This is a genomic window from Paenibacillus rhizovicinus, from assembly GCF_010365285.1.
GTDB lineage: Bacteria > Bacillota > Bacilli > Paenibacillales > Paenibacillaceae > Paenibacillus_Z > Paenibacillus_Z rhizovicinus.
Genome location: NZ_CP048286.1, coordinates 2279601 through 2304856 on the forward strand (window position 1 = coordinate 2279601; position 25256 = coordinate 2304856).

The 25256-nt window shown below is 55.4% G+C and carries 27 protein-coding genes; 1 reads left to right on the forward strand and 26 read right to left on the reverse strand.

Annotated features, from left to right (window positions below):
• Nucleotides 1-22: 22 nt before the first annotated feature.
• The 17 genes from GZH47_RS10325 to glcD form a co-directional block, all read right to left on the reverse strand.
• Nucleotides 23-1195, reverse strand: coding sequence for a helix-turn-helix domain-containing protein (locus GZH47_RS10325; RefSeq protein WP_162640025.1), 1173 nt, complete (start codon nucleotides 1193-1195; stop codon nucleotides 23-25).
• A gap of 121 nt (nucleotides 1196-1316) precedes the next feature.
• Entirely contained in the window at nucleotides 1317-1964 is a 648-nt protein-coding gene (locus tag GZH47_RS10330; protein ID WP_162640026.1) for a GntR family transcriptional regulator, read from the reverse strand.
• 371 nt (nucleotides 1965-2335) lie between these two features.
• The gene (locus tag GZH47_RS10340; protein WP_162640027.1) at nucleotides 2336-3028 is read right to left on the reverse strand and encodes a creatininase family protein; all 693 of its coding nucleotides are present in this window, start codon (nucleotides 3026-3028) and stop codon (nucleotides 2336-2338) included.
• A gap of 46 nt (nucleotides 3029-3074) precedes the next feature.
• Nucleotides 3075-3731 carry a 3'-5' exonuclease gene (locus tag GZH47_RS10345; RefSeq protein ID WP_162640028.1) on the reverse strand — a complete coding sequence of 219 codons (657 nt, stop codon included), beginning with the start codon at nucleotides 3729-3731 and terminating at the stop codon, nucleotides 3075-3077.
• Between the two features lie 48 nt (nucleotides 3732-3779).
• Nucleotides 3780-4682, reverse strand: coding sequence for a GNAT family N-acetyltransferase (locus tag GZH47_RS34060; protein ID WP_225446431.1), 903 nt, complete (start codon nucleotides 4680-4682; stop codon nucleotides 3780-3782).
• A gap of 26 nt (nucleotides 4683-4708) precedes the next feature.
• A complete protein-coding gene (locus tag GZH47_RS10360) occupies nucleotides 4709-5233 on the reverse strand; it encodes a cysteine hydrolase family protein (protein WP_162640029.1) in 525 nt (174 codons plus the stop codon).
• Nucleotides 5230-5802 (reverse strand): HAD-IA family hydrolase, encoded by a 573-nt coding sequence (locus GZH47_RS10365; protein WP_162640030.1) that lies wholly within the window; start codon nucleotides 5800-5802, stop codon nucleotides 5230-5232. Before GZH47_RS10365 ends, GZH47_RS10360 begins: the two co-directional genes overlap by 4 nt.
• Before the next feature lie 47 nt (nucleotides 5803-5849).
• Nucleotides 5850-6428 carry a YdcF family protein gene (locus GZH47_RS10370; protein WP_318653426.1) on the reverse strand — a complete coding sequence of 193 codons (579 nt, stop codon included), beginning with the start codon at nucleotides 6426-6428 and terminating at the stop codon, nucleotides 5850-5852.
• Nucleotides 6429-6913: 485 nt separating this feature from the next.
• Entirely contained in the window at nucleotides 6914-7435 is a 522-nt protein-coding gene (locus GZH47_RS34065; protein ID WP_225446432.1) for a hypothetical protein, read from the reverse strand.
• Nucleotides 7436-7446: 11 nt separating this feature from the next.
• Nucleotides 7447-8340: an IS3 family transposase gene (locus GZH47_RS10380; protein WP_162640031.1), complete on the reverse strand. Its 894-nt coding sequence runs from the start codon at nucleotides 8338-8340 to the stop codon at nucleotides 7447-7449.
• Nucleotides 8280-8609 carry a helix-turn-helix domain-containing protein gene (locus GZH47_RS10385; RefSeq protein WP_162638436.1) on the reverse strand — a complete coding sequence of 110 codons (330 nt, stop codon included), beginning with the start codon at nucleotides 8607-8609 and terminating at the stop codon, nucleotides 8280-8282. The genes GZH47_RS10380 and GZH47_RS10385 overlap by 61 nt, the downstream gene beginning before the upstream one ends.
• Nucleotides 8610-8736: 127 nt before the next feature.
• Complete coding sequence (locus GZH47_RS10390) at nucleotides 8737-9528, reverse strand: ATP-binding cassette domain-containing protein (RefSeq protein ID WP_404823804.1); 792 nt, start codon at nucleotides 9526-9528, stop codon at nucleotides 8737-8739.
• The gene (locus GZH47_RS10395) at nucleotides 9525-10322 is read right to left on the reverse strand and encodes an ABC transporter permease subunit (protein ID WP_162640033.1); all 798 of its coding nucleotides are present in this window, start codon (nucleotides 10320-10322) and stop codon (nucleotides 9525-9527) included. Before GZH47_RS10395 ends, GZH47_RS10390 begins: the two co-directional genes overlap by 4 nt.
• A gap of 12 nt (nucleotides 10323-10334) precedes the next feature.
• The gene (gene ssuD, locus GZH47_RS10400) at nucleotides 10335-11480 is read right to left on the reverse strand and encodes an FMNH2-dependent alkanesulfonate monooxygenase (protein ID WP_162640034.1); all 1146 of its coding nucleotides are present in this window, start codon (nucleotides 11478-11480) and stop codon (nucleotides 10335-10337) included.
• Nucleotides 11481-11599: 119 nt separating this feature from the next.
• A complete protein-coding gene (locus GZH47_RS10405) occupies nucleotides 11600-12613 on the reverse strand; it encodes a sulfonate ABC transporter substrate-binding protein (RefSeq protein WP_162640035.1) in 1014 nt (337 codons plus the stop codon).
• Nucleotides 12614-13122: 509 nt separating this feature from the next.
• Entirely contained in the window at nucleotides 13123-14499 is a 1377-nt protein-coding gene (locus GZH47_RS10410) for a (Fe-S)-binding protein (RefSeq protein WP_162645172.1), read from the reverse strand.
• A 100-nt stretch (nucleotides 14500-14599) separates the two neighbouring features.
• On the reverse strand, nucleotides 14600-16015 hold the full coding sequence (gene glcD, locus GZH47_RS10415; protein ID WP_162640036.1) for a glycolate oxidase subunit GlcD: 1416 nt from the start codon (nucleotides 16013-16015) through the stop codon (nucleotides 14600-14602).
• 171 nt (nucleotides 16016-16186) lie between these two features.
• Here glcD and GZH47_RS10420 point away from each other — a divergent pair, with 171 nt between their 5' ends.
• A complete protein-coding gene (locus GZH47_RS10420; RefSeq protein ID WP_162640037.1) occupies nucleotides 16187-16894 on the forward strand; it encodes a FadR/GntR family transcriptional regulator in 708 nt (235 codons plus the stop codon).
• Between the two features lie 78 nt (nucleotides 16895-16972).
• Here the strand turns inward: GZH47_RS10420 and GZH47_RS10425 are convergent, their stop codons facing one another.
• From GZH47_RS10425 to ctaG, 9 genes are all read right to left on the reverse strand, one after another.
• A complete protein-coding gene (locus tag GZH47_RS10425; RefSeq protein ID WP_162640038.1) occupies nucleotides 16973-17704 on the reverse strand; it encodes a hypothetical protein in 732 nt (243 codons plus the stop codon).
• A gap of 192 nt (nucleotides 17705-17896) precedes the next feature.
• The gene (locus tag GZH47_RS10430; protein ID WP_162640039.1) at nucleotides 17897-18442 is read right to left on the reverse strand and encodes a D-lyxose/D-mannose family sugar isomerase; all 546 of its coding nucleotides are present in this window, start codon (nucleotides 18440-18442) and stop codon (nucleotides 17897-17899) included.
• Between the two features lie 54 nt (nucleotides 18443-18496).
• On the reverse strand, nucleotides 18497-19726 hold the full coding sequence (locus GZH47_RS10435; protein WP_162640040.1) for a carbohydrate kinase family protein: 1230 nt from the start codon (nucleotides 19724-19726) through the stop codon (nucleotides 18497-18499).
• A gap of 1 nt (nucleotide 19727) precedes the next feature.
• A complete protein-coding gene (locus GZH47_RS10440; protein ID WP_162640041.1) occupies nucleotides 19728-20888 on the reverse strand; it encodes a Gfo/Idh/MocA family protein in 1161 nt (386 codons plus the stop codon).
• Nucleotide 20889: 1 nt separating this feature from the next.
• A complete protein-coding gene (locus GZH47_RS10445; RefSeq protein WP_162640042.1) occupies nucleotides 20890-21735 on the reverse strand; it encodes a class I fructose-bisphosphate aldolase in 846 nt (281 codons plus the stop codon).
• 98 nt (nucleotides 21736-21833) lie between these two features.
• Complete coding sequence (locus tag GZH47_RS10450; RefSeq protein WP_162640043.1) at nucleotides 21834-22595, reverse strand: DeoR/GlpR family DNA-binding transcription regulator; 762 nt, start codon at nucleotides 22593-22595, stop codon at nucleotides 21834-21836.
• On the reverse strand, nucleotides 22592-23656 hold the full coding sequence (locus tag GZH47_RS10455) for an aldose 1-epimerase family protein (protein WP_162640044.1): 1065 nt from the start codon (nucleotides 23654-23656) through the stop codon (nucleotides 22592-22594). The genes GZH47_RS10450 and GZH47_RS10455 overlap by 4 nt, the downstream gene beginning before the upstream one ends.
• Before the next feature lie 146 nt (nucleotides 23657-23802).
• Complete coding sequence (locus GZH47_RS10460) at nucleotides 23803-24270, reverse strand: DUF420 domain-containing protein (protein WP_162640045.1); 468 nt, start codon at nucleotides 24268-24270, stop codon at nucleotides 23803-23805.
• A 42-nt stretch (nucleotides 24271-24312) separates the two neighbouring features.
• Nucleotides 24313-25221: a cytochrome c oxidase assembly factor CtaG gene (ctaG, locus tag GZH47_RS10465; RefSeq protein WP_162640046.1), complete on the reverse strand. Its 909-nt coding sequence runs from the start codon at nucleotides 25219-25221 to the stop codon at nucleotides 24313-24315.
• Nucleotides 25222-25256: the final 35 nt, after the last annotated feature.

The following is a 25256-nucleotide window of genomic DNA, read 5'->3' on the forward strand; positions in this document are numbered from 1 at the left end:
CGTCTCCCGGGTCCTTCTTTTATTAGGATTTGCCTGCCGATTCCCGATATTCCGTCGGCGACAATCCGACTTTGCGCTTGAATATTTGACTGAAGTAACGCGGATCTTGATAGCCGACCTGCTCGGCCACCTCGTAATTCTTGTAATGCGTGTTGTCCAGCAGCTGCTTCGCCTTCTCGATTCTGATATGGGTCAAATGCTCGATGAACGTTGTGCCGGTATTCAGTTTGAAGAGCAAACTGAGGTAGGTCGGCGTCATATAGACCTTCTGCGCCACGCTTTGCAGCGATGCCGCCTGATACTCCTGCTCCATCAGCTGGATCGATTTCTTGATAATGCTGCGATGGCTTTCCTTCTGATCGGGCAGCATGACGGCGCACACGCCGATGAAGAACTGGCTGACGTACGCTTTGATTTCCTGAAGCGTCTGCATGCCCACGATGGACATGATTTCAAACTTATTGCAAGCGCTGTCATAGTTGGGATTAGCGAGGAGCTTCTTCTCGGTACCGATCAGCAGCCTTGCCGTCAATTCGTATATTTCCTTCGTATCGATCGGCCCTTGCGCAAGCAGCGCATCGTAGAAGGCCTCGACGGCCGCTTCAATGTCGGCATCGGAGTCGGCCGCCTTCAAGGCGTCATGCAGTACTTTTTCCGCATCCGTAGGATATTCGCCGAACGTCACGTAGCGGGTAAGCTCGCTGTAATGGATGATGTTGCCCGTGCCGCGGTAAAACTTGTTCTGCAGCGCGCGGGAGGCTTGCCTGTACGATTGATTGACGTCGCACAGATGGCTGCATGGCTTGCCTACCCCGATATTGATGAGCAGATCGAACTGCTGGCTCAGCATCGTCTGAATGGTTCCCAGCTGATTGACGGAAACCCACGAGAATAACAAGGCCAGCCGATTCTGTTCATCCATGAACACGACATTGCCGACCGGTACCCATTGCTGCAGATAATCCCGCATTTCTTCCAATTGCAGGATCTTCTCATGCTCGTCGGCCGTCACCGATATCGGCTCGAGCAGCGCTATCGCAGGATAGGTAAAGTAGGGATTCAAATTCAATCGGGACAAGCTTTCTTTCAAATTCGCGCTCTTCTGTTTGCCTCCGCAGACAAGATCCTGCAGAAATCTATTTCTCATCCAAGTCAAGATTACGTCGTCTTCATACAACAGCTTTTCGCTCAGCACGTTCCGTCTCCCCTTTATGAAAGGATGAATATCAGGGCACTAGCTGCTAGGCGCTTGTCCGAAAGATCTTCCTTTGCACAAAGCCTCTACAACTTTCGTCGAACAAACGCCAACTCCGTCATTATTCAAGATCGATCATCTTGTAGGCATGCATATGTTCGATAAACGCCGCCTCCGCTGCGTCCGCATCGCCGGAGCGCAGCGCATCGATAAGAATGAGATGCCATTCGGCCAGCACATCGGTGGTATGGTGGCGATTGGAAATCGCCATGAACCGCATGACCTTGGTTTGCATACGATTCCACAGCTCCAAAATGGCCTGATTATCGCAGCGCTTATAGAAGAACGCATGGAATTCCATATCCAGCTCGAGGATGCGCAGCATCTCGTTGTGCTTGTTAGCGACTTCCATGTCCTCGATGAGGCGATGAAGATAACTGTAATCCTCTTCCGTTAACAGCGGCATCGATTGCCGGACGGCAAAGCCTTCGATAATTTCGCGCAGGACGAATATGTCCTTGATTTCTTTGGGGGTGATCGTCGATACGACCGAGCCTTTGTTCGGAATGCCTGTAATCAAGGCTTCCTGCTTCAACCGCTCCAACGCCTCGCGTACGGGCGCTTGGCTGATCTGATACTTCCCCGCGATCTCGGTGACGATTAATCGCGTGTCCGGCTGAAGAATTCCTGCGATAATGTCCTTCTTCAAATCCGCATACACATGTTCGCTGATCGAATTGTTCGGATAATCCACTTGGCCGCTGCTCATGGCACTCACCGCCTCCTTATCGATTATCGATTATCGATAATCGATAATATTGTGTGTAGTCTCATTATAGGATTATCTGTAAGCGGATACAAGCAGTTTTTTTGTCGAATTATGGCATATTGCGTTAAAAATAACTGTAAAAATGACACGGGCTGATAGCGGGAGATCGATCCTTAGCTCAGGTGTTCATGCACAACGCAAATGACCCGCAAGAAGATCGCCTTTTCAAGCGCCTTCTTGCGGGTCTGCAAACTGCGAAACGATAGCTGTAACCGAGAATGCCGCTCCGCCCAAGCTGCGGCTTTTTCTGCATTTTTTTCGGAACTAACTATTTTCTGCGCTTGTCTCTGCAAGGATTTCAATGATAACGGCTAGATTCCGCCTTGAGTAATCTCCTTCACCCAGCCTTCTACGCAAAACGCCAGCCAGCGCTCCCCTTCTTCCGGCGTCGCCTCCGCGGTGTCGAGCAGCCATGAAGGCAGCGGCTCGCTTGCGGCCATGGCGTGGAATTTCTGCAGATCCACCGAATCCGGGTAGCCGGCCCATATGAGCTGCGTCTCTCCTTTGCCCGCATGGCCGATCGGAATCCGCTCCGCTTCCGGCGATTCGTAGACGGCGAATTCGTCGATTTGCGCCACGCGGATGAGTGAGAATATATTCGGCTCCGGCAGCTCCGCCCGCTCCCTGCCCCATTCCGCTCCCCAAGCCAGCGTCAGCTCGCGCGTCACTTTGGCAGCCGCCCTTCTGAGCGTCAGCGAGGGCAGCCCTTCCCGCCCCTGATGATGCTGAACGACGTAAATTCTCCGGAAGCCGACAGCCAGCAGCCCCCGGAACAGCTCCTCCGCATAGGCCGCGAGCACATCCGGGTTGAAATCGAACTCGCCGTCCTGCGGCCCCGCCGCCCACAGCATCGTCGGCGCAAAAGGAAGCGACGGCATTACGATGCATTCGCAGCGCTCCGCCACCCGCTCGATCAAGCTTTCGGCATTCATCGTATCCGTTCCGATCGGCAGATGGGGCCTGAGTGACGCAATATCGGCATGCGTGGCAATTCTTATGATCATTCGAACCCTTCCTTATATCCAAAGGCACTGGCTGGCAAGAAGCTGCTCAAGCCAACGGCACAACCTGAAACCGCTTCACAATAACCTTCTCTTCAAACGCGATGTTTCGTAGATCCCGCTCCAAGAACTCATCCATAATCTGCAGAAAAATCCTCCCGATCAGAATGCTGTCCGCGAGCGCATCATGCCTTCTCAAGTCCCGATCGTTCACCTTGTAATGCTTAATCAAGTAATCCGTCCAAATAATATCCTGAATCTCCGGATGCAGAAACGAGAATAACGCCTTCGTATCTAAACATTTATTCGTGATCATAGGTAAATCGAGTAATCTGCATTCTTTGGATAACAGCGGCAAGTCGAATTCATAACCGGCATGCGTAACGAGAATACAGTCCTTCGTAAAGGCCAGAAAATCATCATACACCTCTTGCAGCGCCGGGGCATGCTCGAGAGCCGTATTGTTAATACCCGTATGTTGTTCAACAGCTGCCGGTATCGGTTTCGGGGACTTGACGAGTGTGTTAAAGCTCCTCGACTCCTGGATGCGGCCGTTCTCGACAATAACAGCTCCGATCTGAGTGATATGCTCCGTCTCAGGAATGATTCCAGTCGCTTCGAAATCAAACACACAGTATCGTTGATTGGCAAAATCATCGACAAACAGTTCTGAAACTGCATATTCCGTATCCGAAATGCATGTCATTTTCATAGGGATCTCCTCACTGTAGTAGCTTTGCCGTTCCATTCCTGCTCACGATTCGTTCACGACGGCCACCATCGTAATCGAAGTCCCGCTCTTTCCGACTTCTCTGAACGCAAATCGTCGATAAAGCTTCATTGCGGCCAAGTTCATCGGGTCAACGCTTAACGACAGTCTTCGTATGTTCCGTTCACGGGCATGTTCAAACAGCGCAGTAAGCAAAGCCGTCCCAATTCCATTCCCTCTGTTCTCCGCTATTACTGCCATTCCGATTTCAGGTACATCGTCGCTAATATAGCCGTAACCTTGGTTGTTCTGATCGAAATAACGTGCTGTAATGGAGCCGACCGACTTGCCGTCGTCATTCATCGCGATAAATCCGAAGTCCCCTTCACGTCCCCACGCCTCAACGTATTTCGCCAGAGAGGGCTCATGAATGATTTCTTTACTGAACGGCTGCTCGCCCTCCGGAACGAAAAGCGACTCATACAGCATGTCCCGCAAGAATGGAATATCCCGTTGTTCGATCGGTCTAATTGTATACGGCATGGATGAAAACTCACCGCTCCTATCTTCGGCACCAATATGAGCGATCAGCTGCTCTATCCCGCCGATACAGATGCTGACCTCTTTCAAATGATAAAAGGTGCTTGTCGTTTCCAGATCATAGATTTCATCCGTCGGCGAATAAATAATGATCCGCTTGCCATGGCCCAATGCGAGGCCAAGCTCGACATGACTGCCCTTACCGGCCGGCATCATCATGATGAATAGATCCGCGTCCAAGACGGCGTTTTTCTCGATTTGCCCGATTTCACCTAACTCGGTCAGTGAAGGGATGTCTTTGTAAGCCGTCCAATCGAAGGTTTGGGTGTATCCCCTTCCTCTCAGCTGCTCAGCAACCATTCGGACACTCGCTGTGTTTCTGAAACTGGATGCAAGATAGAATTTCATCGTTTCCCTCCAACGTCACCCGCTAGCTAGCCTTCAAAATCCGCACTATCCTTTAACTCAGCAAACCATCGCAATACGTTATTGTGATGGCTGATGATCTGCTTTGCCGAGAGCTCGTCCGTAGACCACGTACTGTGGGCATCGCGCAATAAGGTAACGTTGTAGCCGTGGCTAAAAGCGCTGCGGCAGGTCGTATCCACGCAGATCTCGGTTTGAATGCCTGCAAGGATAAGTTCATGGATGCCTCTCGCGTCCAATTCTTGTTTTAGCGGCGTTCGATAGAACGAGTCCGGCGTTTCCTTCTGTATGACCAGATCATGGGCTTCCGGTCTAATGGCCGGATGAACTTCCCAGCCGGTTGTGCCGGATTCGAGCGGCGTGCCTGGTCCTTCGTTGTGTTGAATATAGACGATCGGCGTTCCTGAAACCCGTGCCCGCGAGATGACCGTTTGAAGTTTCTCGAGTAAACGTTCGCCTTGATCGACAGGGGCTGCTTCGTCAAACATCGCCAGTTGGACATCGATAATCAGTAAAGCTTTCTTCGTCGTCATAAATTCCCTCCCGTGATCTTCTTGAAGAAGTCCTTATAGTGCGTCAAGTAGAAATCGGCTACGGGCGTTGGATTTTGAAATAAACAGGTTTGCATGCCGATCGCCTTGGCCGGAAGAATATCGATCTCTCGATCGCCGATGGCTAGATCAAGTTGATGCTTGCCATGCAAATACAGGTAAGACGCCGGATCGGGCTTCTTGGGATACCCGTCATCGCCCGCAACGATTTCTTTGAAATACTCCGCCAAACCATAATGCTGCAGGATAGCCATGACTTCCTTGCGCGGTTTATGCGTCATGATTACATTGACTTCCGCGAACTTCAAGACGTGCTCCACATCCGGGAATGGCGGCGTCTGCGCCGGATGAAGGGCCTCCTCCAACTCGAAAATGCGCCGGATTTGCGCCTCCGATAACCCGTAATGCCTCACTGCGTGGGTAAAAGAAACCTTCAACCGCGACAAGATCTCTCGCTTCGGCGACGCCCCGGCCAGCACCTCGTACAAGACATCCGTATATACCGGGTAGGTATCGAATAGCGTCCCGTCAAAATCCCAAAGCAGCTTCATCCGCGAGCTCCTTTCTGCTCGGACTTCTTGGGGGGCGAGGCCGATTGTTATCGCTTCGCCCAATTCGGAATGTGGTGCTTAAAATACTGGCCCACTTTCGTTAATTCGCTCATGACATCATGGATCTTCGATTCATCCAGGAACCAGTTATCCTTCGTAGTCTGCGTTTTATCCGTCACTGGGCTTATATAAAATGCAACATCGGTCGGAAATTCAACTTGGTAGGTGAGCAACGCGCGTCTAGCGTGATAGGATTTGCATGCTAGAATCGCTTTTCTTGGCCGGATTCCTTGCCGTTGCAGCACTTCCCACGAATATCTTGCATTTTCGAATGTATTCTTCGCTTGATCTTCCTTCAGAATGGCGCTGTCGGGTATTCCGAGCGCTAGGCCAACTTCGCGAAGGAATGCCCATTCCGTCGATTGCAATTTGGGATTTGACCCTCCCGAAGGAAGGATGTACGGAGCAAGCCCTTGCCGATATAGTTCTGCCGCCCTCTCCATTAATTGGGGATGGCTTCCTCCGGGGATCAAGATGACATCGGATGGCTGCATGTCCGTCTCGAAAAACATAAACTCCGTGATACAGTCGAATGGATTGGGCACCAGGTTCATCCTTTCCAGCATCAATGTCACGTTTGGATGCCGATATTCCCATCATACAATTGCAGGAAATAGATGTATAGATTTAGTAGAAAGTCCGATTCAATCAGCGAGGAATATAGGCTGCTGAGTCCTAACGAACTCCACGCGTCTTATATGGTTGAAAAGACCGTCATTTCGCAGCTAGCGAATCTGACTAGCCTTATTTCGGTGAAACCAAGCGAAGAAGCTCATTATCAGGGCTTTTCGATCGAATAGCGACGCTAGGATTCGTTACGTTGCAAAAGGCAGGAATATTGGGCCAATAGCGTTGTTTGGGTTCGTTAGCTTAGTTGGTCGGGGGCGCGGAGTTGGCGGGAGCCGCGGCGGGAGCCGCGGGGGCGGCGGGAGCCGCGGGGGCGGCGAGGGGCGCGGGGCGGCGGGAGCCGCGGGGGCGGCGAGGGGCGCGGGGGCGCGGGTCGGCGTGAGCCACAGGGTGGTGGGGGCACGGGGTCCGCAGTTCGCGGAGTTCATGGAGCCGCAGGTGTCGACAGGCCGCGGGTTTCCGAGTTCACGAGGTTCACGAGGGCCACGAGGTTCACGAGGGCCACGAGGTTCACGAGGGCCACGAGGTTCACGAGGGCCACGAGGTTCACGAGGGCCACGAGGTTCACGAGGGCCACGAGGTTCACGAGGGCCACGAGGTTCACGAGGGCCACGAGGTTCACGAGGGCCACGAGGTTCACGAGGGCCACGAGGTTCACGAGGGCCACGAGGTTCACGAGGGCCACGAGGTTCACGAGGGCCACGAGGTTCACGAGGGCCACGAGGTTCACGAGGGCCACGAGGTTCACGAGGGCCACGAGGTTCACGAGGGCCACGAGGTTCACGAGGGCCACGAGGTTCACGAGGGCCACGAGGTTCACGAGGGCCACGAGGTTCACGAGGTCCGCGGGGTCCCGCGAGTCGGCACGGTCGACGCGTGCTCCCGCCCAGCCAACGCAAAAAAGAACCGCCTCCCCAACATGGTCAAGACCCCATTTAGTGGACATTGGAAAAAGCCCTAGGCAACAAGCTGACGCCGGTATTCGACCGGAGTCAGCTTGTTTAGTTTTCGTTGAGCCCTATCTTCATTGTAAAAGCGGATGTATTCCTCAATTCTTCTTTGTGCCTCATCGATGGATCGTATATCATAAGGGTAGAGTGCTTCTACTTTCAGATGAGAGAAGAAGCTCTCCATTGAGGCATTGTCATAACAATTGCCTCGGCGTGACATGCTGATTTGGGCGCCAACCTGTGGCAGCATGTCGTGGTAAGCATGGGACGTGTACTGGCTTCCTTGATCGCTGTGAACGATCAGCCCAGTCACGTCTTTATGTTTTTCAAACGCCTTCCTAAACGTCTCTAGCACAAGCGGATTGTCATTGTGACGACTGATGTGGTATCCGACGATTTCGTTGTTCCACAAATCCTTGATCGCCGATAAGTAAATTCTCTCATCGAATACGCGATATTGCGTCACATCTGTTACCCATTTTTGATTGGGTTTATCCGCCTTAAAGTTTCTTTGTAACATGTTTGCTGCTATTCTGCCATCTGAAACAGCTGCTTCATAGCTTGTTCGATGGACATATTTACGACGTATAATCGCTTTTATGCCAAGCTCCTGCATCAAGCGTAATACTTTCTTATGGTTCACTATGAGGCCATATTGACGAGATAGTTCATCCTGTATGCGGCGGTACCCTACAGTCTTGTCGCGCTGTTCGTAGATGGCTTTGATTTTGTTCTTCAGATCTTCATCAGGATCGTGGTCTTTGCGGTTTAGATAGGAGTAGTAACCACTTCGACTGATCCCCAGATATGCACACAATTCCTTGACAGTTCGTTTACTTTTCAACTCGTCGATGACGATGTGTTTGCTTTGCAGCCCTCCCGATTCAAGATTTGTAACCACTTTTTTAGCACCTCAACCTCCATGTAGAGCCGCTTGAGCTCACGTTCTTGCTTCGTTTCATCTCGATGTGGGTTACCTCGTCTGTCCTCGAATGCAGAGACTCCCTTTTCGCGATACTTCCTCATCCAGCGCTTCACTCGATCCTTATCCTGAATTTCCAAATGTGCTGTAATCCGACTGTAACTCCAACGTTCCTCAACATGCAGTCGAATAGCCTCAACCTTAATCGATTCCGGATAATGATGAAATTTTTGTCCTTTAATCGCCATAAAAAAAGCACCCCCTAGAATTTCATCGGATTAACCTAGGGGTTTTTCCAATGTCTATTCTAAGGGGTGCACTGCAACAAGGGGAATCCGGTTCTTCATCACTCCGCCGCCCGGCGGCACACATACGCTAGATCGTAAAGCCGCCCTGAGTAACGCTGGCCGGCCGTCTTCCCAGCACGCGATTCAGAATGCTGCTCTCGTAGTGGGTAAATCCGCTGTCCTTCTCGCGCGGACGGGCCAGGGAGACCGTAATGTCCTGCGAAATGGTGCCTTGCTCCACCAGTACGACGCGGTCGGCAAGCGCCACGGCTTCGCTCACGTCATGGGTGACGAGTACGGCGGTGAACTTACGTTCCAGCCATAACCGTTCGATGAGCTGCTGCATCTCGATACGGGTAAGCGCATCGAGCGCGCCAAGCGGTTCATCGAACAGCAGGAGGCTCGGATCGCTGACGAGCGCCCGGGCCAGGGCGACCCGCTGCCGCTGGCCGCCCGACAATACGGAGGGCCATTCTTTCGCGCGGTCGGCCAGGCCAACGAGCTCCAGCGCTTCTAACGCTTTGGCACGGTCGCCGCCTTCCACGCCGATCCGAACGTTATCCAGCACGCTTTTCCAAGGCAGCAGCCGGGCGTCCTGGAACATCACCCGCACGTCCGATCTTAATCCGGCCGAAGCCGCGCCGCCTATGGATACCGATCCTTGCGATGCTTGTTCCAAGCCTGCCAGCAGACGAAGCAGCGTGCTCTTGCCGCAGCCGCTGCGCCCGACGACCGCCAGGAATTGTCCGGCCGGAATCGACAGATCCAGCTCCTGAAGCACGGTTAAGCTGCCGAAACGGACGGCCGCATCCCGTACGTCTACTCGCAATCCCCGTGAAGAAGAATCCCCTTGGGAATCTGCCGGATGCCGATCAATCATTTCCCTCGACGATAGTGCGGATGCCATTGCAGCCAACTCCTCTCCATCAGCTTCGCTACCCAATCCGACAGTTTGCCTAACAACGCATAGATGACAATGCTGAGTACGACGACATCCATTTGGAAGAATTCCCTTGCATTCATCGCCATGAAGCCGATCCCGCTATTGGCGGAGATCGTTTCCGATACGATCAGCGTAATCCACATAATGCCGAGCGCAAACCGCAGGCCGACCAAGATGGACGGAAGCGCGCCGGGAAATATAATCGTACGAAATAGCGCAAACCCCCGCAATCCATACGTGCGTCCCATCTCGATTAAGCCCGAGTCGACGGACCGGATACCATGTAGCGTGTTTAAGTAAATCGGGAACGACACGCCGAGCGCGACGAGAAAGATTTTTCCCTCTTCGCCGATGCCGAACCAGGCAATGATCAGCGGGATGAGAGAGAGATGCGGAATCGTGCGAATCATCTGGATCGACGAATCGGTCAGCTTCTCCGCCAGCGGCAGCAAGCCGTTGAGGATCGCCAGCACGAACCCGATGCCTCCCCCGATCACGAACCCGATGAGCGCCCGCCTCGTGCTGTCCCCGATATAGGTAAACAAATCGCCATTGCGGACCAGTTTGACCCCGGCTTCTACGACGGATGCGGGCGTCGGCAGAATGCGCTGCGAAATCCACCCCGCGCTGCCCATCCATTGCCAGAGGGCAACGATCAGAACCGGAATCAGCCACTCGAGTCCGATAGATAACGTTCCAGCTTTCCAGTTACGTGACGATGGACTCCTCATTCGCGTTCCCCCTTATCTGGCTGCTGCCCGCTCCGCCGGTTTAATCGCATTGGCGATGAGCTCGCCGAACGGACTCGTCGAGGACGGACCGCCAGCCGGCTGAACGCCCTTGAGCGGAAGCAGCGGGAAGACGAGGTCGGCAAAATGATAAGCTTCTTCCAAATGCGGATATCCCGATAAAATAAACGTCTCGATACCAAGCGCCGCATATTCGTGCATGAGTCCGGCCACTTCGGTTGGATTGCCTACGAGGGCCGTGCCTGCGCCGCCGCGGACCAAACCGACGCCTGCCCACAGGTTCGGATAGATTTCCAGCTGGCTCCTGTCCCCGCCATGCAGACTCGACATCCGCTGCTGGCCTTCCGAGTCGTAGCGCGCGAACACTTTCCGGGCTGCGGCGATCGCGTCATCGTCGACTTTGCTGATCAGACGGGCCGCTTCTTTCCAGGCTTCTTCGGACGTTTCGCGAACGATGACGTGCAGACGAATGCCGAAACGCACTTCTCTTCCCCGCTCGGCCGCCAATCGGCGAACCTGGTCGATCTTCTTGGCTACCTCTTGCGGCGGCTCGCCCCAAGTCAAGTAGACATCGATGTGGTCTGCGGCAACCTCTTGGCCTGCCGGGGACGATCCTCCGAAATAAAGCGGCGGATACGGCTTCTGCACGGGAGGATACAGCACCTTGCCCCCCTTGACCCGCAGGTGGTCGCCTTCATAATCGACCGTTTCTCCGCTGAGCTCTTTGCGCCAAATATCCAGAAACTCGCTGGTCAGGTCATAACGCTCGTCATGCTCGAGGAAGACCCCTTCGCTTGCCAGCTCCACCGGATCCCCGCCCGTCACGACGTTGATCAGCAGCCGCCCGTTCGAGAGGCGGTCGAACGTCGACGACATTCTGGCCGCTAACGTCGGCGACATCAGCCCCGGCCGCAGCGCGACCAGGAACTTCAGGCGTTCCGTCACCGGAATGAGCGAAGAAGCCGCGACCCATGCGTCCTCGCATGAAGTCCCCGTCGGCAGCAGGACGCCGCCGTAACCAAGCCGGTCTGCCGCTTGCGCAATTTGCTGCATATATTTTGCATCGACAACGCGCGCTCCTTCAGCGCTGCCAAGATAACGTCCATCGCCATGCGTCGGAATAAACCAGAATACTTCCATTGTCAAAACACCCTTTCCGTTGTCGGTTGTAAGTTGTTTTCGGTTGATCGCCGTTCTGTAAGTCGCTGTTCAGTAATTCGATGTTCAATTGCCGTTGCATAGCTAATCGTTGTCGACTGCTATTTTAAAGTCGCATCCTTCACCTGAATGGCTTTCGGAATGAGCTTCAGGTCCAGGAACGTATCGGCGATTTTCTGCTGGGCTTCGATAATGGAATCGTCGATCGGCGACAAGCCGTAGCCTCTGCGCCCTGCCGCTAGCTCAAGCGACGGAATATCGATTCCAAGCTGAGGGGACAGAAGCGCCGCGACATCCTTCTGATTGGCTTCGGACCATTCGTCGATCTTGTTCAGCTCTTCCTTGAACGCCTCGATGACCGGGCCGTTCGCCTCGGCAAACTTGCGGGAAGCAATATAATACTCGATGTTCGATACGAGATCCTTGCCGTCGGTCAGCAGCTTGCCGCCCGTCGCGGTTTGCGCGGCAGCCAGGAACGGATCCCAAATGACCCACGCGTCTACGGTGCCGTTCTCGAAAGCTACCCGGGCATCGCCCGGCGGCAGGAAGACCGTCTTGATATCGTTATAATCAACGCCCGCTTTCTCCAGCGCCTTAACGAGCAAATAGTGAACGTTCGAGCCTTTGTTGAGCGCAACCTGTTTCCCCTTCAAATCGGCGACGGAAGTGATTTTCGAATCCTTCGGCACGATAATGCCTTCGCTATTCGGGCTTGCGGGCTCATGAGCCAAGTATACGAGCGGAGCATCGGCCGCTTGGGCGAAGATCGGCGGGGCTTCTCCGGTATGGCCGATGTCGATGCTGCCGACGTTCAACGCCTCCAGCAATTGCGGGCCTCCGGGGAATTCGGTCCACGTAATTTTGTAGCCTTCCGCTTCCAATCGTTTATCCAAGGTACCTTTCGCTTTGAGAATATTGACGGTGCCGTATTTCTGGTAGCCAATGCGAATTTCTTTGCTGCCCGAAGCTCCCTTTGAGGAATTCGAAGCGGAATTGGAAGAATTCGATGCGCTATTGGAATCGTTCGAGCCGCAGGCGGCCAGAACCGTAACCATGCTGAGCAATGCAATGAGGAGCAAGGATAATTTCCGGTAAGCTGGTACTCGTTTCTTCATAAGATACACCCCTGTTTTTGTAATTTCGGACGCAAAAAGCCGGAAGTTTCCCTTGTCTTGAGCTCCCTCGTAGGAGAATCAGTGCAGGAAACTTCCGGCGGTCCGGTAAGTTCAATCCATCTTATGGGATAATCATATATAGATTATTCCGATGTGTCAACTATGAATTAAAAAATTTTCTATCGATGCATAGAAATTACCGTTAGCCGCATCGGCTCCGACTTTTCCATGGATTAGCGAATGTCCGCAAAGCCGTGCGTCTGGCGGGCTGTTAAGCTTGCCGTAACTTGCGGAATGCGGCATGCGGCATGCCGTATGCTGTTTGCCGTATGCACGCACGAAAGAGGCGGCTTCCGCCGCCCCTCATGCTGTCCTGCTTATAGCGTCCGCTATGATTTGATTAGAAACCGATGATTTAATAGTCCATACGATGGAGCTGGATCGTTTGGGCCGACGATCGTTCAGTACGGAACTTGGTCAGTACGGAAATCTTACAGTCCGGCGACGGGTCAGTCCGGTGAACCGGAACGGCCGGCAGTGCCGCACATTCGCTCATGCAGAAAATCAACCACGTGCAGCGCTTGCATCTGCCCGCTCATCCCGTGCTTCTCGATGCCGTTCTTCATTTGCAGCAGACAGCCCGGGTTGCTCGTCAGCAAATAATGAGCGCCGGTCCGTTTCACATGCTCCATCTTGTGATCGAGAATCTGCCCCGCCATCTGCGGCTGCGTCAGATTGTAAATCCCCGCCGAGCCGCAGCAGCGATCCGCTTCCGCGAGCTCGACGAACTCGGCGTTCGCGACGCTGCGCATCAGCTTGCGCGGCGCCTCCGATGAGCGCATCACGTTGCGCAAATGGCAAGAGTCCTGATAAGTGATGCGGACCGTCTCGCCGGACGCGAAGTTTACGCCGCCGCCGCATGAACCGCCGCAGCCCGCGCCTCCCGCCGTTTGCAGCCCGCCGCCGATCACCGAGCCTGCTCCGGCAGCAGCCGCCGCCTGCGCCGCCGACTGCAGCCGGCCATGCCGGACGAGCAGCTGGCTCACGTCGATGGTTCTTGCCGCGAACCAAGCCGCATCCTGCTTCCACTGCGGATCATCCTGCAGCAGATGGTCATACTCCACAAGCAGCGCGCCGCAGCCGCCGGCATTGGAAACGATCCAATCGACGCCTGCCGCTTTGAACGCCGCGATGTTCCGTTTCGCGAGTTCTTTGGCGCCGTCCTGCTCGCCGCTATGCGCATGCAGCGCGCCGCAGCAATTCTGCGTCTCCGGAATGATGACGTCGAAGCCAGCTTCGTTCAACAGCTCGACCGTGTGCTTGTTCGTTTCGGTAAACAGCACATCCATGATGCAGCCCCTGAACAAGCCGACGGCGGCCACCTGCTCGCCTTTTGCCGCATGATGCGTCCCGATTTGCTCCACGACGCCCTTGTACGACGCGTCCGGCAGGATCGCTTCCATCTCCCGCATATGCGGCGGGAACAGCTTCATGATTCCGGCGCCGCGCAACAGCTTGCGCAGGCCTGTCTTCTGGTACAGCTGCAGACCGCCGCCCAGCAGCCGCATCCGGTTCTGATGAGGAAACATGCCCTCGAATGCGGCTTTGCGGGCGATCTTCACCCACCAGCGATGCGTTGTCGTATGCTTCTCCACGGAGTCGCGCGCCTGTTCGAGCAGCTGTCCGTACTTCACGTCGGCGGGACAAGCCGGCTCGCAGGCACGGCAGCCGAGGCAGTGATTCATCTGCGTCTCGAACGCCTCGTCCGGGTTCATGATCCCGTCGGCGACGGCCTTCATCAAGGCAATGCGTCCCCGCGGCGATTCCGCTTCGATGCCGGTCTCGCGGAACGTCGGACAAGCCGGCAGGCAGAAGCCGCAGCGCATGCAGTTCGTCAATTGATCGTAGTCGAGCGTATTCTTCAGCGTTGTCGCAAGCTCGCCGCAGCCGCTGTCCGGAGCGCTCGGGAGCAAGTCGCTTAACGTTTTAGCCACGGCTCAGCACCACCCTTTTGCGCGCGGATTTCGCGAACATTTTGCCCGGATTCAGAATGTTGTCGGGATCGAACGACTTCTTGATCGCCTTCATCATTTCGATCCCCGCCGCGCCGACCTTCCATTCCAGAAAAGGCGCCTTCACGAGGCCGACGCCATGCTCGCCGGTAATCGTGCCGCCAAGCGCGATCGCCGCTTCGAAAATCTCCGCGAAAGCTTCCTCCACGCGATGTATCTCGTCCGCGTCCCGGGCGTCCGTCGTCGCGGTCGGATGCAGGTTGCCGTCCCCGGCATGCCCGAAGGTACAGATCGTCACGCCGTGGCGCTTGGCGATGTCGTTGATGGCGAGCACCATATCGGCGATTTTGGAACGAGGCACCGTGGCATCCTCCAAGATCGTCGTCGGCCGCAGTCTCGCGAGCGCGGTGAACGCGCTGCGGCGCGCCGTCAACAGCTTCAGCGCTTCCGCTTCGTCGGCCGCGATGCTAACGCGTTCCGCGTTCTCGCTGCGGCAGATGTCCGCGATGCGCGCAATGTCGCGCTCCACCGTCGCGGCATCGCCGTCCTGCTCGATCAACAGAATCGCATCCATATCGAGCGGCAGGCCCAGCTTGGCGAAATCATCCACGACGCGGATCGTCGGATTGTCCAGAAATTCCAGCGTCGCCGGAATGATGCGGTTCTCGATGATTTTGGACACCGTGCGCGCGGCGCCGTAGAGATCCTTGTACATGGCCAGCATCGTCATCTTCGTCTTCGGCGGCGGGATGAGCTTAAGCGTCGCTTCCGTAATGACGGCAAGCGTGCCTTCCGAGCCGACCAGCAGCTTCGTAAGGTCGTAGCCCGCCACGTCCTTCATCAGCTTCCCGCCGGTACGGATGATTTCTCCGTTCGCCAGCACTGCTTCGAGGCCGATGACGTAATCCTTCGTCGTGCCGTATTTCAAACCGCGCAGGCCGCCCGAGCATTCCGCGATATTGCCGCCGATCGTCGAGATCGCCATGCTGCTCGGGTCCGGCGGGTAGAACAAGCCCAGCCCCTCAACATGCGTAATGAACGCTTTCGTATTCAATCCGGGCTGCACGGTCGCCGTCAAGTTCTCGAGATCCACCTCGAGTATCTGATTCATTCGGTGCATGACCATGACGACGCCGCCTTGAACAGGCACCGTCCCTCCGCACAGATTCGTCCCGGAACCGCGGCTCACGACGGGAATCCGATGCGCCTGCAGCACTTTCAGAATCGAAGAAACTTGATCCGTATTGGCCGGATAGATAACGCCGTCCGGCAGCGATTGCAGCATTGGCGTGCCGTCGTAGGAATGCGTGATCAGCGATTCCGGATCATCCTTGAACCACTGAGCTCCGACGATGGCCCGCAGCTTGCCGGCGATTGCATCTTGCAGCATGGATAACTCCCCTTTAATAATAAGAATAAGAACACTAATAGATCAGGTCATCTGATGACTTTGTTTTGGGAATAGTATATCATAAGATGAAACTTAATCGTGCTTGAATTTCGATATGAACCGATATCGCCCGAAATTACTTTTCACCTCTAGGATAGGGGGCCTGCGCCAATGTCGATAAACGAAAGACCGCTCAAGAGCAACGAGTGGGTCACCCAGAAGCTCCACCTGAAGCTGAAGTCCGGCGAGCTGTCGCCCGGCGACAAGCTCCCTTCGGTCGTTGACCTTGCTGCGGAATACAGCGTCGGCCGCTCCACCATCCGCGAAGCGTTGAGCGCGCTCAAGGCACAGGGGCTGCTCGACATCCGCCAAGGAGGCGGCACCTACGTCAAGACGCCGCCGGAAGCTCCCGCCTTCGCCCAGGAAGCATGGCTGGACCGCGCCGATTCGCTGCTGCAGCTGCTGGAAGTTCGCAAAGTGCTGGAAACCGGCTGTGCCGGGCTGGCCGCCAAGCACCGCAACGGCAATGATCTCGCTGCCTTGAACAACACGCTCCTGGAGATGGAGCAGCAGCTCGATGACGAGCATTTCAGCGAGCAGGCCGACGTGCTGCTGCACGAGCAGATCGCCCGGGCGACGCAGAACCCGATGCTAATCGAGCTAATGAAGAGCTTGTCCGAGCGTCTGCATGCGAGCATGCGCGACACGCGCTCGCTCTGGTTCTACGCCGAGCGCCATTCGGCGAGCCAGCTGCTGGAGGAGCATCGCTCCATCGTGTCCGCGATTGCGCAGCGAGACGAAGCGCTCGCTTCATCGCTCATGGGGCGGCATCTCGCCAAAGTCGAGCACGTCTTGCGCGACAAAACCGGCATCCGCTAATGAAAACATAATGAAAGACGACTCCCTTCCGTTTTTGAAAGGAGTCGTCTTCTCTGTTCACTCTATTTTCATTGCATTTCACTTTTTCGGCGAGGCCTTCGGCGTTGCTTTGATGTCCTTGGTTTGACCCAAAACGTCAGCACCCATCTCGGCTGTGATATCGAAATGATAGACAGCTCCGTTGCTCAACTTGGTGAACGTGTAGCCGAATTCCGGTCCAGTAACTTTCTGCGAGTTGATAGTTACCGTTTTCTCGTAAACCGGTTTGCCCTTCTTGTCCGTTTTGTACCACCATTGAATTTTGTATACCGTCGGCACTTTGGGTCCCTTTAGTTTACCGAACGTCAGCTTGACTGAGCCGTCGCCAACAACCGTCTTGATCGCAATGGCGACCGGAATGATGACTGGGGTACCGACTGCAGTGCCTATATGTGGACGCTCTCCTTCTTTCGTGGCGATTACGCCGATAATGTATTGCTGCTTATTGGTCAATTTCGTAAAGGTATAGGTCACGATATCGGACTGAATTGTATCTGTCGACAGAATGACCGGAATAGGTGCTTCGGGTTGTCCCTCGGCAGCTACGATCCTTAGCGTAAATGTATCTGGAACGATGCCGGAGTCGAGTGTTTTCGGAAAAGAAACGGTGAGCTGTGAATCACCCGGAGTTAGGGTCACCTTCCATTTGGCGGCCACGCTCTCCTGCGTGTTAACGTTGTCCGTACCGGATTCAGCGAAAGCCTGGGCAGCCATCGGCAATAGCAGCAAGATGACCAGCAGTAAACTGTTTGTATAACGAAGTATTTTCAATGTGACCTTCCTTCCGCGGGTTGGGAATATTTTGAAAGCATGCTTTTAAAAGTATACACGATTCAGCACAATGTTTGGAACTATTTTAATAAGAGTAACATGCAACGAAAAATGCGGCATCCAACCCCGAATTCAGGTTAGATGCCGCATTTTCCAGTTCCTGTTTACCGCTACCGCTCATCCTCGCCAAGCCTAATCCTCCACGACGACAGGCATGCGCTCGACTCTCGGATCCGTAAAAATATCAAACTCATCGCGGCTCGTACTCGAGAATTCCGAGACGATCGCTCCCTTCTCGCCGGCTTGAAACCAATGCTTCGTGCCCGGCGGGATCGTGTACTGTTGACCCGGATGCAGCTCGACTTCATGGAAGACCGTGTAATACGCCTCGCTCCCGGCCGGCACCTCGGCTTGAATCGTGCCGCCGTTCTCGCCTTCGACGTAGAGATACACGACGCCGTAACGGCAGCGGAAGGTTTCCATTTTGCCAGGATTCCCGCCGACCGTCGGATGCAGATGCTCCGGGCAGGTTTGACCCGGGAACAGAACGAGCTCTTTCGCGCAATAACGGTCCGTATTGATGTAGGTCACGAGCTCCAGCCCCTGGCTTTCCAAATCGCCAAGCCCGAACCCCGCAACCTCGATGTTCTCGCGCTCGTGCGGCGTCAAGGCGATACCCGTCTGTTCAAACATGGCCGCCGCCCGTTTCTGCGCTGCCCTCACTTCGCTTCGTCTCATGCCCGTCATCCTCCTCGTCAATTTAGGATTCCGCTGATCGTCTAACCGCGGCGATCAGTCTTTCGAACGGCTTCGCCCATCGGCCGGTCCATGCCATATCCCTTCTTCCCCCGCATGCCACCCGGGCAAAACCAAGCTCACCTCGCGTCTGCTCCAACCCGCAGCCATTCGCTTCTGTACGGCTTCCCACGACGGTACGCCGCTGGTCGCATCCGCCTGCTCCACATTGCATGCCCCGACGGCAGCCGCGCCGTGCAGAGCCGATTCCGGGTTCAGACCCTTCAACAAGCCAGCCAGGAAACCCGCAATCGTGCAGTCGCCGGCTCCTGTCGTCCCCGCAACCTCCACGGCGTAACTAGGTGCCAGCAGCTCGCGGCCAAGCCATTCGTCCACGGATTCCGGCCACACCGCACCGGCGCCCATCACCGCCGCGGACAGTCTGGCCGCATCGTTCGTCGTGCGCAGATATAGCCCGTGTTCCCCAAGCTTGAGCACGACGACCGCGGCACCTAGCGCCAGCAGCTCATCGGCGAGTTCCCGCAGCAGCGGGCCATCCGCGAAAGGCAGCAGATCGCTGCCATGCTCAGCCGCCAGCGCATCGTACGTATGCCGCCTTAACATATACAGGATCTCCTCGAAGCTCGGCAAGAAAACATCGACATAAGGCAGCGCTTCCATGAAAATCGTCCGCCAATCCGCTTGACCTGCCGGCGATGCCGGATCCGGCTTGGCCGCGTCGAGCGAAACCGTCAACCCTCTCGCCTTCGCCCGGGACAGCAGCGTTGCAAGCTCGCCTCCGCCGTCCTCGTACATGCGCCGCATGAGAGGCGGATAACCGAAATGGAACAGCCGCGCGCCATCGAGCGCCCCCTCCTGCAGATCCTCTGCCGCGAACGTGTCGTTCGCTCCGGTGCAGTGGAGGAAAATCCGGTCGATGTTCGGCGGGTTAATGACGATGGTATACGAAGTATACTCGCCCCGTGCCACGATCATGCCGTCCGCAAGCGCATGATCGCAGTTTCGAAGCACGTTTTCGATCGCGCTCCCGAACAAGTCGTCGCCGATCTTGCCCATCAGCTTCGTACGGACCCCGAGACGGTGCAGCGCAAGCCCCGTGTTGGAGACAGCGCCGCCCGTTGCGATCCGCGCCGCGCCGATATCGACAAGCTTGCCCGGGACGAGCAGCGCTCCCATGCCTTCTTTCAATTCGTGCATCGTCGGAATAACGTCCAGGCAAATATGCCCCGCCACCACGACTTCCGCGCCCGTGCGCGCTCTGCTCACGCTAATCCCTCCATTCGATCGCTGCGGTTGCCCCGGTGCGCTCCGATTCCAGTGCGGCCGTGAAGACGCGATGGCTGCCCGATGCTTCCTCCGGCGTCGCGCAGCGGAATGGCTGCGTCATGCCGTCCGCGCCATGCGCCAGCTCATCGCAGAATGCCGCCCACATTTGCAGAATCGAATCCGAGAAGCCGAATTCGAAAATCCCGCCGGTAATCGTCGCGTAAGCCGACTTATACGGTGCATCCACTGTATGCCATGCTTGCTGCTTGCCCGGCGTATAAGGGAGCGACGACACTTGCTTCGGATTCTTCGTGCTGAACTCCGCCGACATGTCCGTGCCTTGAATGCGGATAAACCATGTATTCGCATGACCCGGCGCAATCCGTTTCGTGGACAGCACCATCGGAAACTGCTGGTCCGCCGTCTTCACGTCGCAAGCCAGAATCGCATTATCCCACGTTTCGCAAGGCACCATCCCGCCTTTTCCATCCGGACGCTCCGAGACGATCTTGCTCAGCAGCGCCCTGACGCTGTTCGGCTTCCAGCCGAAGCGCATCGGCAAATGCAGCACATGCATGCCAAGGTCGCCCATGCAGCCGTATTCGCCGTTCGTCGCGATACGCCGCTTCCAGTTGATCGGCTTGGTCGGATCCAGGTCGCTGGAATGCCAGAAGCCTGCTTCGACCTCGATGATACGGCCGAATTTGCCTTCGTTCACCCACTGGATGATCTGATGCGCGCCCGGATAGAACGGGAATTCCGAAGAGCAGCGAACGATAACGCCGGGATTCGCTTCAAGCGCGTCGTTGATGCGCGCGTTCGCTTCCGCGTCGATGCCGAAAGGCTTCTCGCCGAGCAGATGTTTGCCCGATTCGATAATATCGACATAGAGCTGCGCATGCAGATTATGCGGGACCGCGCAGTAGATCGCCTCGACGCTGTCGTCCGCGAGCAGCTCCTTGTAATCCGAATAGGTTCGTTCGACGCTCGGCACCTGGCGCTTGAACCATTCCGCAGCCGCAGGATTCGCGTCGCACACCGCTACGATGCGCGGCTCGAAATCGACGTCATCCAGATGCAGCCATCTGGCAGCCGCGCTTGCGAATTCTTTGCCCATCAAGCCGCAGCCGATAACGCCGAAGCTGATCGTCCGCTTTCCCATATTAACCGACCTCCCCGCCGTTCAAAATCGCGAGTGCCTGTTCGTTCGTCGCTCCGTGATGCACGATCGCCATCAGCGCATTCGTCATGCCGGCCGGATTCGGATGTTGAATGACGTTGCGGCCGTAAACGATACCGGAAGCGCCCTGCTTCATCAGTTCAACGGTGCGGCTGACGATTTCCTCGTCGCTGGCTCGTCCGCCTCCGCGAACGAGCACCGGAATGCCGGAAGCCACTTCGATGACGCGATGATACTCCGATACATCGTCGCACGGATCGGCCTTGATGACATCCGCTCCGAGCTCTACGCCTTGACGGACGAGCGGCATGATTTTATTAATATCTCCGTCGACCATATAGCCGCCTTTCGCCTCATTCGGGAGCATGACGAGCGGCTCTACCATCAGCGGCATGCCGTATTTCTCGCATTCGCTCTTCAATAGCGAAATATTCCGCACGCATTGATGATGCAGCTCCGGCTGGCTCGGCAGCAGCAGCAGATTGACGCAGACCGCTACCGCATCGAGGGAAACCGCCTTCTCGATCGCACGGTCGATCAGCTCGCTGAACAGAAAACGCGGCAGCTCGGTTCCGTAGATGTTCGCCGCATCCGTGCGCAGCACGAGGCCCGGCTTCTTCTTCCCCGGGACGTCCTGCAGCCATTTTGCCTGCCCGATGCTGAGCTGAATGCAATCCGGATTCGCGTCCACGATCGTTTGCACGGCCTGCTTCATATTCTCGATGCCCGACAAGAACGAAGGCTCATTGAAGAAGCCATGATCCACCGCCACATCGAAACATTTCCCCTGCGCGCTGAACATCCGGTTAAGTCTTGGCTTTACTGACATTCGTATCCCATCTCCCTTTGTTATAACAGCACAAATTATGTTCGTTTATAACATTATTCTAACTTGAACAGTGAAGCATGTCTATTCATTTGTTCGAGTTAAACATCTTTATGGGCGATCAGCAATTCCGTCCCGCTCTCCCGGCAAGCCTGCTCCAACGCTTCCTCCGGCCGCTCGCTGCTAATGATGCGCTGTACGTCAGCGATCCCGGCATAAGAAAACAGCTCCTTCGCCCCGTACTTCGTATGGTCGATGACGATGTTCGCTTCGGTCGCCTGAGCAATCGCCAATCGTTTGATTTCAGCCTCATACATGTTGGAATTGCTGAAGCCATGCTTGGCCGTCAATCCCGTCGCTCCGAGAAACACGCGGTCGAAGGCCATTTTGCCGATCGCCTCTATCGTGCCTGGACCGACCAGCGTGGAGGTCGCTTCCAATGCCATGCCGCCAGTCACCACGGTCGTAATTCGCTTCTCCAGCAGCTCCATGGCAATGTTCAACGCATTCGTCACGACCGTGAGGTTCATGTCCGCTCTCAAATAACGAGCCACATATAACGTCGTCGTTCCGCCATCGATGAAGATCGCGTCGTTCTCCTGCACGAGCGCGGCGGCCGCCTTGCCGATGGCCTGCTTTTCTTCCGTCCTTACACCCGTCCGGTCGCCAATCGCAACATCCTTCGATGCCATGATGGCACCGCCGAAGGTACGTTTCACATACCCGGCCAGTTCCAGCTTCTCCAGATCGCGCCTGATCGTCATTTCCGTCACGCCGAATGTCTCTTTCAATGCGGCTACCTTCACTTCGCCGGTGTTTGCCAGCATGGCGAGCAGCTTCCGCTGCCGTTCGTTTAAGCTCATGACTCTTCCTCCACGTCCATCGATGCGTCGATCGACAGCTTCAATTCGTATTGCACCGATTCGCCCGGCTCCAGCATGCGCAGCGTGCCGCGCTGCCGCTCGACCTCCAGTCCTTCCACGCCGCAATTGGCCGGTTCGATGCCTAGCGCATGAACGCCGGCCCCGGGCATTTTCCATTGCACCAAGCGTGGCAGCAACGCCGTCTTCCAAGCCAGCTTCAACGTTGCCGGTGCCGTTATCCCCGCAGCTAGCGGAAACCGCGGCTGATGAACGGCGACCTCCGCCCACCCGTCCGGACTCTCCGGGAGCTCATGGTAATACACGCGCTCTTCATAATTCGCATCCGGCTGCTCCCAGCGATCATAACCGTCAATCGGCAGCTCGGCTTCCCTAGCCTTAACTTTCCCGCCCGGAAAACGAATCTTCGTCTCTTCCGTCATCAGCGGATAGCCGAAGTTAAAATGATACAGCATCATATGCGGACAGGCCTTAAAGCCGGCATTCTCCACCAAGTCGCGGATTACGATCGCATTCTCTCCCATCCGACTGCGAATCTCTCGTCGCAAGCGCAGATGCCCGCCGAAAATCGACGTCTCCTCGATTACGCCACGAATAATGAGCTCCATCTCGTCGCCGACCCAGCTGCTCTCCGCACTGACCTGCCGTGCCGGCGTATGATGCGCCCGGCCATGCTGTCCGTATGTGCGACCGTCATACATGCCGGGCGAGCCGGCGCTGATCAAGCCGCAGGTCATGAATAAGCCTCCGGCCGCCGTGCGCAGCCAGCCTGTGCCCTGATCGTCATAATAAGAAGGATGCGCATCGCCATTGGCCGACTGCCATGCCAAGGACGAACCCGAGAATGCAGCCATGGAAATATCCATTCCTTTATCGGGCGTCACTTCATACGCAAGTCCCGCACCCGTCCGTACGGCAATGATGGTGGCACCGGTTTCATTGCCCTCCGCAAGCGCCATTCTTCGAATCCCGCCGAGCTGCTCCATCCGTCCAACATGCGCCTCGATTTCTCTTCGAGTATATTGACGCCCATGCAGCCGCATCCTCTAACCCCCCTTGTTTAAAACAAACATGTGATGTTCTTAACTAACATGATTGTACGAAAAAGAGGTAAATCTCACAAGGAGATTTACCTCTTAGGTTGATTGGTTTACGTTCCTCAGGCTGAAAACCGTGCATGCAGTTTCGATTAACCGCCGCCAAACAATACGTCCAGTACCGGCTTCGTATGACCGCCCGGATACATCAGATAGAGCAGCACATACACCATTACGCCCGTTATCGCCGTAAAGAACCAAATGACCGACGTAATGCGTCCCCATTTGCGGTGCTTCGCGAAACGTTCTTTGAAAGCCAGCGTCAGCGTCGTTAAACCGAAGACTGCGCCTACTGTTGCGAGCACGATGTGGAAGAAGAGAAACGTCAAGTAATACGGTTTCATTTCATCCGAACCGCCCCAGTCCGTATTCCCTACGAACACGGTACGAGACATGTAGATCAAGAAGAAGAGCAGTGCCGAGACTGCTCCGGCCAGCATGACTTTCTTATGCGCTTCAAGCTTCCGCTTGATAGCGAGATTCCAGCCGATCGCCACCAATATCGCGCTGAGCACGATGAAAGAGGTGCTGATCGTAGGTAATATATCGTACTTTGACAAGATTCATCCCGTCCGTTTCTACACAAAAATGTTCGAGCTATTCTAGTTCAGTGCACCGTTGTCCGGGATCTCGTCATCCTTCGCATCCCCGTGCTCTTTCTTGTACCATTGGAAGAAAACGTAGGCCAGAATGCAGCCATACATCAGCTCTTGGACCAGCTTCATGACGATACCGCCCAGTTGCTGATCTTCTGCCGGCGACGACAATAAGTTGAAGAACGACGGCCCGGAGAATTTCGATAACAGCAGGCTGGCATTGCCCCCGCCGATACAGTAGCCCATTGCTTTCGCCCATACATCGGGATCGCTATAGGTTGCATACATCGTCGAGCCCGAGAAGATGATGAGCGCGCAAGCAGGCGTAAGCAGCATCCCGCTAGCGAAAATATACGCCATTTTGCGCAAATCCGTTAGCCTGTTCCATTCCGGTACAGGACAAGCGATCTGCCACCACATCATCATCGATGTGATAAACAATACCAAATAGAAGATTCGATGGATCGTAAAATGCAGCATGACATAATCATGAATGTCAGGCACATGATAGACCGAGAAAATCATATTGAAAAAAACGAGCGTGAAAATCGGGTGCATCGTCCACCCTAACTTGGACCAGAAGGATGCACGGAAGAATCGCCGCCACATGTACGCCGGAATTCCTAGCAACAGCAGCGGAGGCGCTATCAAATACGCTAGTGACATGTTGACCATGTGGAACGTGAACATCATATGCCCGAGCAGCTGAAGCGGCCCGCCCAGCGCCAAGTACAGAAAGACCATCCCAGACACGAACATCGTTTTCTGCAAGCCGGTTACTTTCGGCTCCTGCGGCGCATGCTTTTCCTTCCAAGGCCCAGCCAAGTAGAAATAGAGAATGACTAATGCTGTCATAAAGAAGAAAAACCATGGGCTCCACAACTCATCAAAGCTGAAATATTGCAATCCAAGCATGTGGTTGGTACCCCTTTCCATAGCGATACTCACTT

Bases quoted from the DNA above. Each gene is read 5' to 3' on its own strand.
- ctaG (WP_162640046.1), bottom strand. From the start codon at position 25,221: ATGCTTGGATTGCAATATTTCAGCTTTGATGAGTTGTGGAGCCCATGG.
- ssuD (WP_162640034.1), bottom strand. From the start codon at position 11,480: ATGGAAGTATTCTGGTTTATTCCGACGCATGGCGATGGACGTTATCTT.
- GZH47_RS10455 (WP_162640044.1), bottom strand. From the start codon at position 23,656: ATGCGGCTGCATGGGCGTCAATATACTCGAAGAGAAATCGAGGCGCAT.
- GZH47_RS10385 (WP_162638436.1), bottom strand. From the start codon at position 8,609: ATGGCGATTAAAGGACAAAAATTTCATCATTATCCGGAATCGATTAAG.
- GZH47_RS10410 (WP_162645172.1), bottom strand. From the start codon at position 14,499: ATGCGCTGCGGCTTCTGCCTGCCGGCTTGTCCGACGTTCCGCGAGACC.
- GZH47_RS10445 (WP_162640042.1), bottom strand. From the start codon at position 21,735: ATGTCAGTAAAGCCAAGACTTAACCGGATGTTCAGCGCGCAGGGGAAA.
- GZH47_RS10365 (WP_162640030.1), bottom strand. From the start codon at position 5,802: ATGAAGCTGCTTTGGGATTTTGACGGGACGCTATTCGATACCTACCCG.
- GZH47_RS10395 (WP_162640033.1), bottom strand. From the start codon at position 10,322: ATGAGGAGTCCATCGTCACGTAACTGGAAAGCTGGAACGTTATCTATC.
- GZH47_RS10420 (WP_162640037.1), top strand. From the start codon at position 16,187: ATGTCGATAAACGAAAGACCGCTCAAGAGCAACGAGTGGGTCACCCAG.
- GZH47_RS10340 (WP_162640027.1), bottom strand. From the start codon at position 3,028: ATGATCATAAGAATTGCCACGCATGCCGATATTGCGTCACTCAGGCCC.
- GZH47_RS10360 (WP_162640029.1), bottom strand. From the start codon at position 5,233: ATGACGACGAAGAAAGCTTTACTGATTATCGATGTCCAACTGGCGATG.
- glcD (WP_162640036.1), bottom strand. From the start codon at position 16,015: ATGCTGCAAGATGCAATCGCCGGCAAGCTGCGGGCCATCGTCGGAGCT.
- GZH47_RS34065 (WP_225446432.1), bottom strand. From the start codon at position 7,435: ATGTCCACTAAATGGGGTCTTGACCATGTTGGGGAGGCGGTTCTTTTT.
- GZH47_RS10345 (WP_162640028.1), bottom strand. From the start codon at position 3,731: ATGACATGCATTTCGGATACGGAATATGCAGTTTCAGAACTGTTTGTC.
- GZH47_RS10330 (WP_162640026.1), bottom strand. From the start codon at position 1,964: ATGAGCAGCGGCCAAGTGGATTATCCGAACAATTCGATCAGCGAACAT.
- GZH47_RS34060 (WP_225446431.1), bottom strand. From the start codon at position 4,682: ATGAAATTCTATCTTGCATCCAGTTTCAGAAACACAGCGAGTGTCCGA.
- GZH47_RS10370 (WP_318653426.1), bottom strand. From the start codon at position 6,428: ATGCTGGAAAGGATGAACCTGGTGCCCAATCCATTCGACTGTATCACG.
- GZH47_RS10440 (WP_162640041.1), bottom strand. From the start codon at position 20,888: ATGGGAAAGCGGACGATCAGCTTCGGCGTTATCGGCTGCGGCTTGATG.
- GZH47_RS10450 (WP_162640043.1), bottom strand. From the start codon at position 22,595: ATGAGCTTAAACGAACGGCAGCGGAAGCTGCTCGCCATGCTGGCAAAC.
- GZH47_RS10405 (WP_162640035.1), bottom strand. From the start codon at position 12,613: ATGAAGAAACGAGTACCAGCTTACCGGAAATTATCCTTGCTCCTCATT.
- GZH47_RS10430 (WP_162640039.1), bottom strand. From the start codon at position 18,442: ATGAGACGAAGCGAAGTGAGGGCAGCGCAGAAACGGGCGGCGGCCATG.
- GZH47_RS10390 (WP_404823804.1), bottom strand. From the start codon at position 9,528: ATGATTGATCGGCATCCGGCAGATTCCCAAGGGGATTCTTCTTCACGG.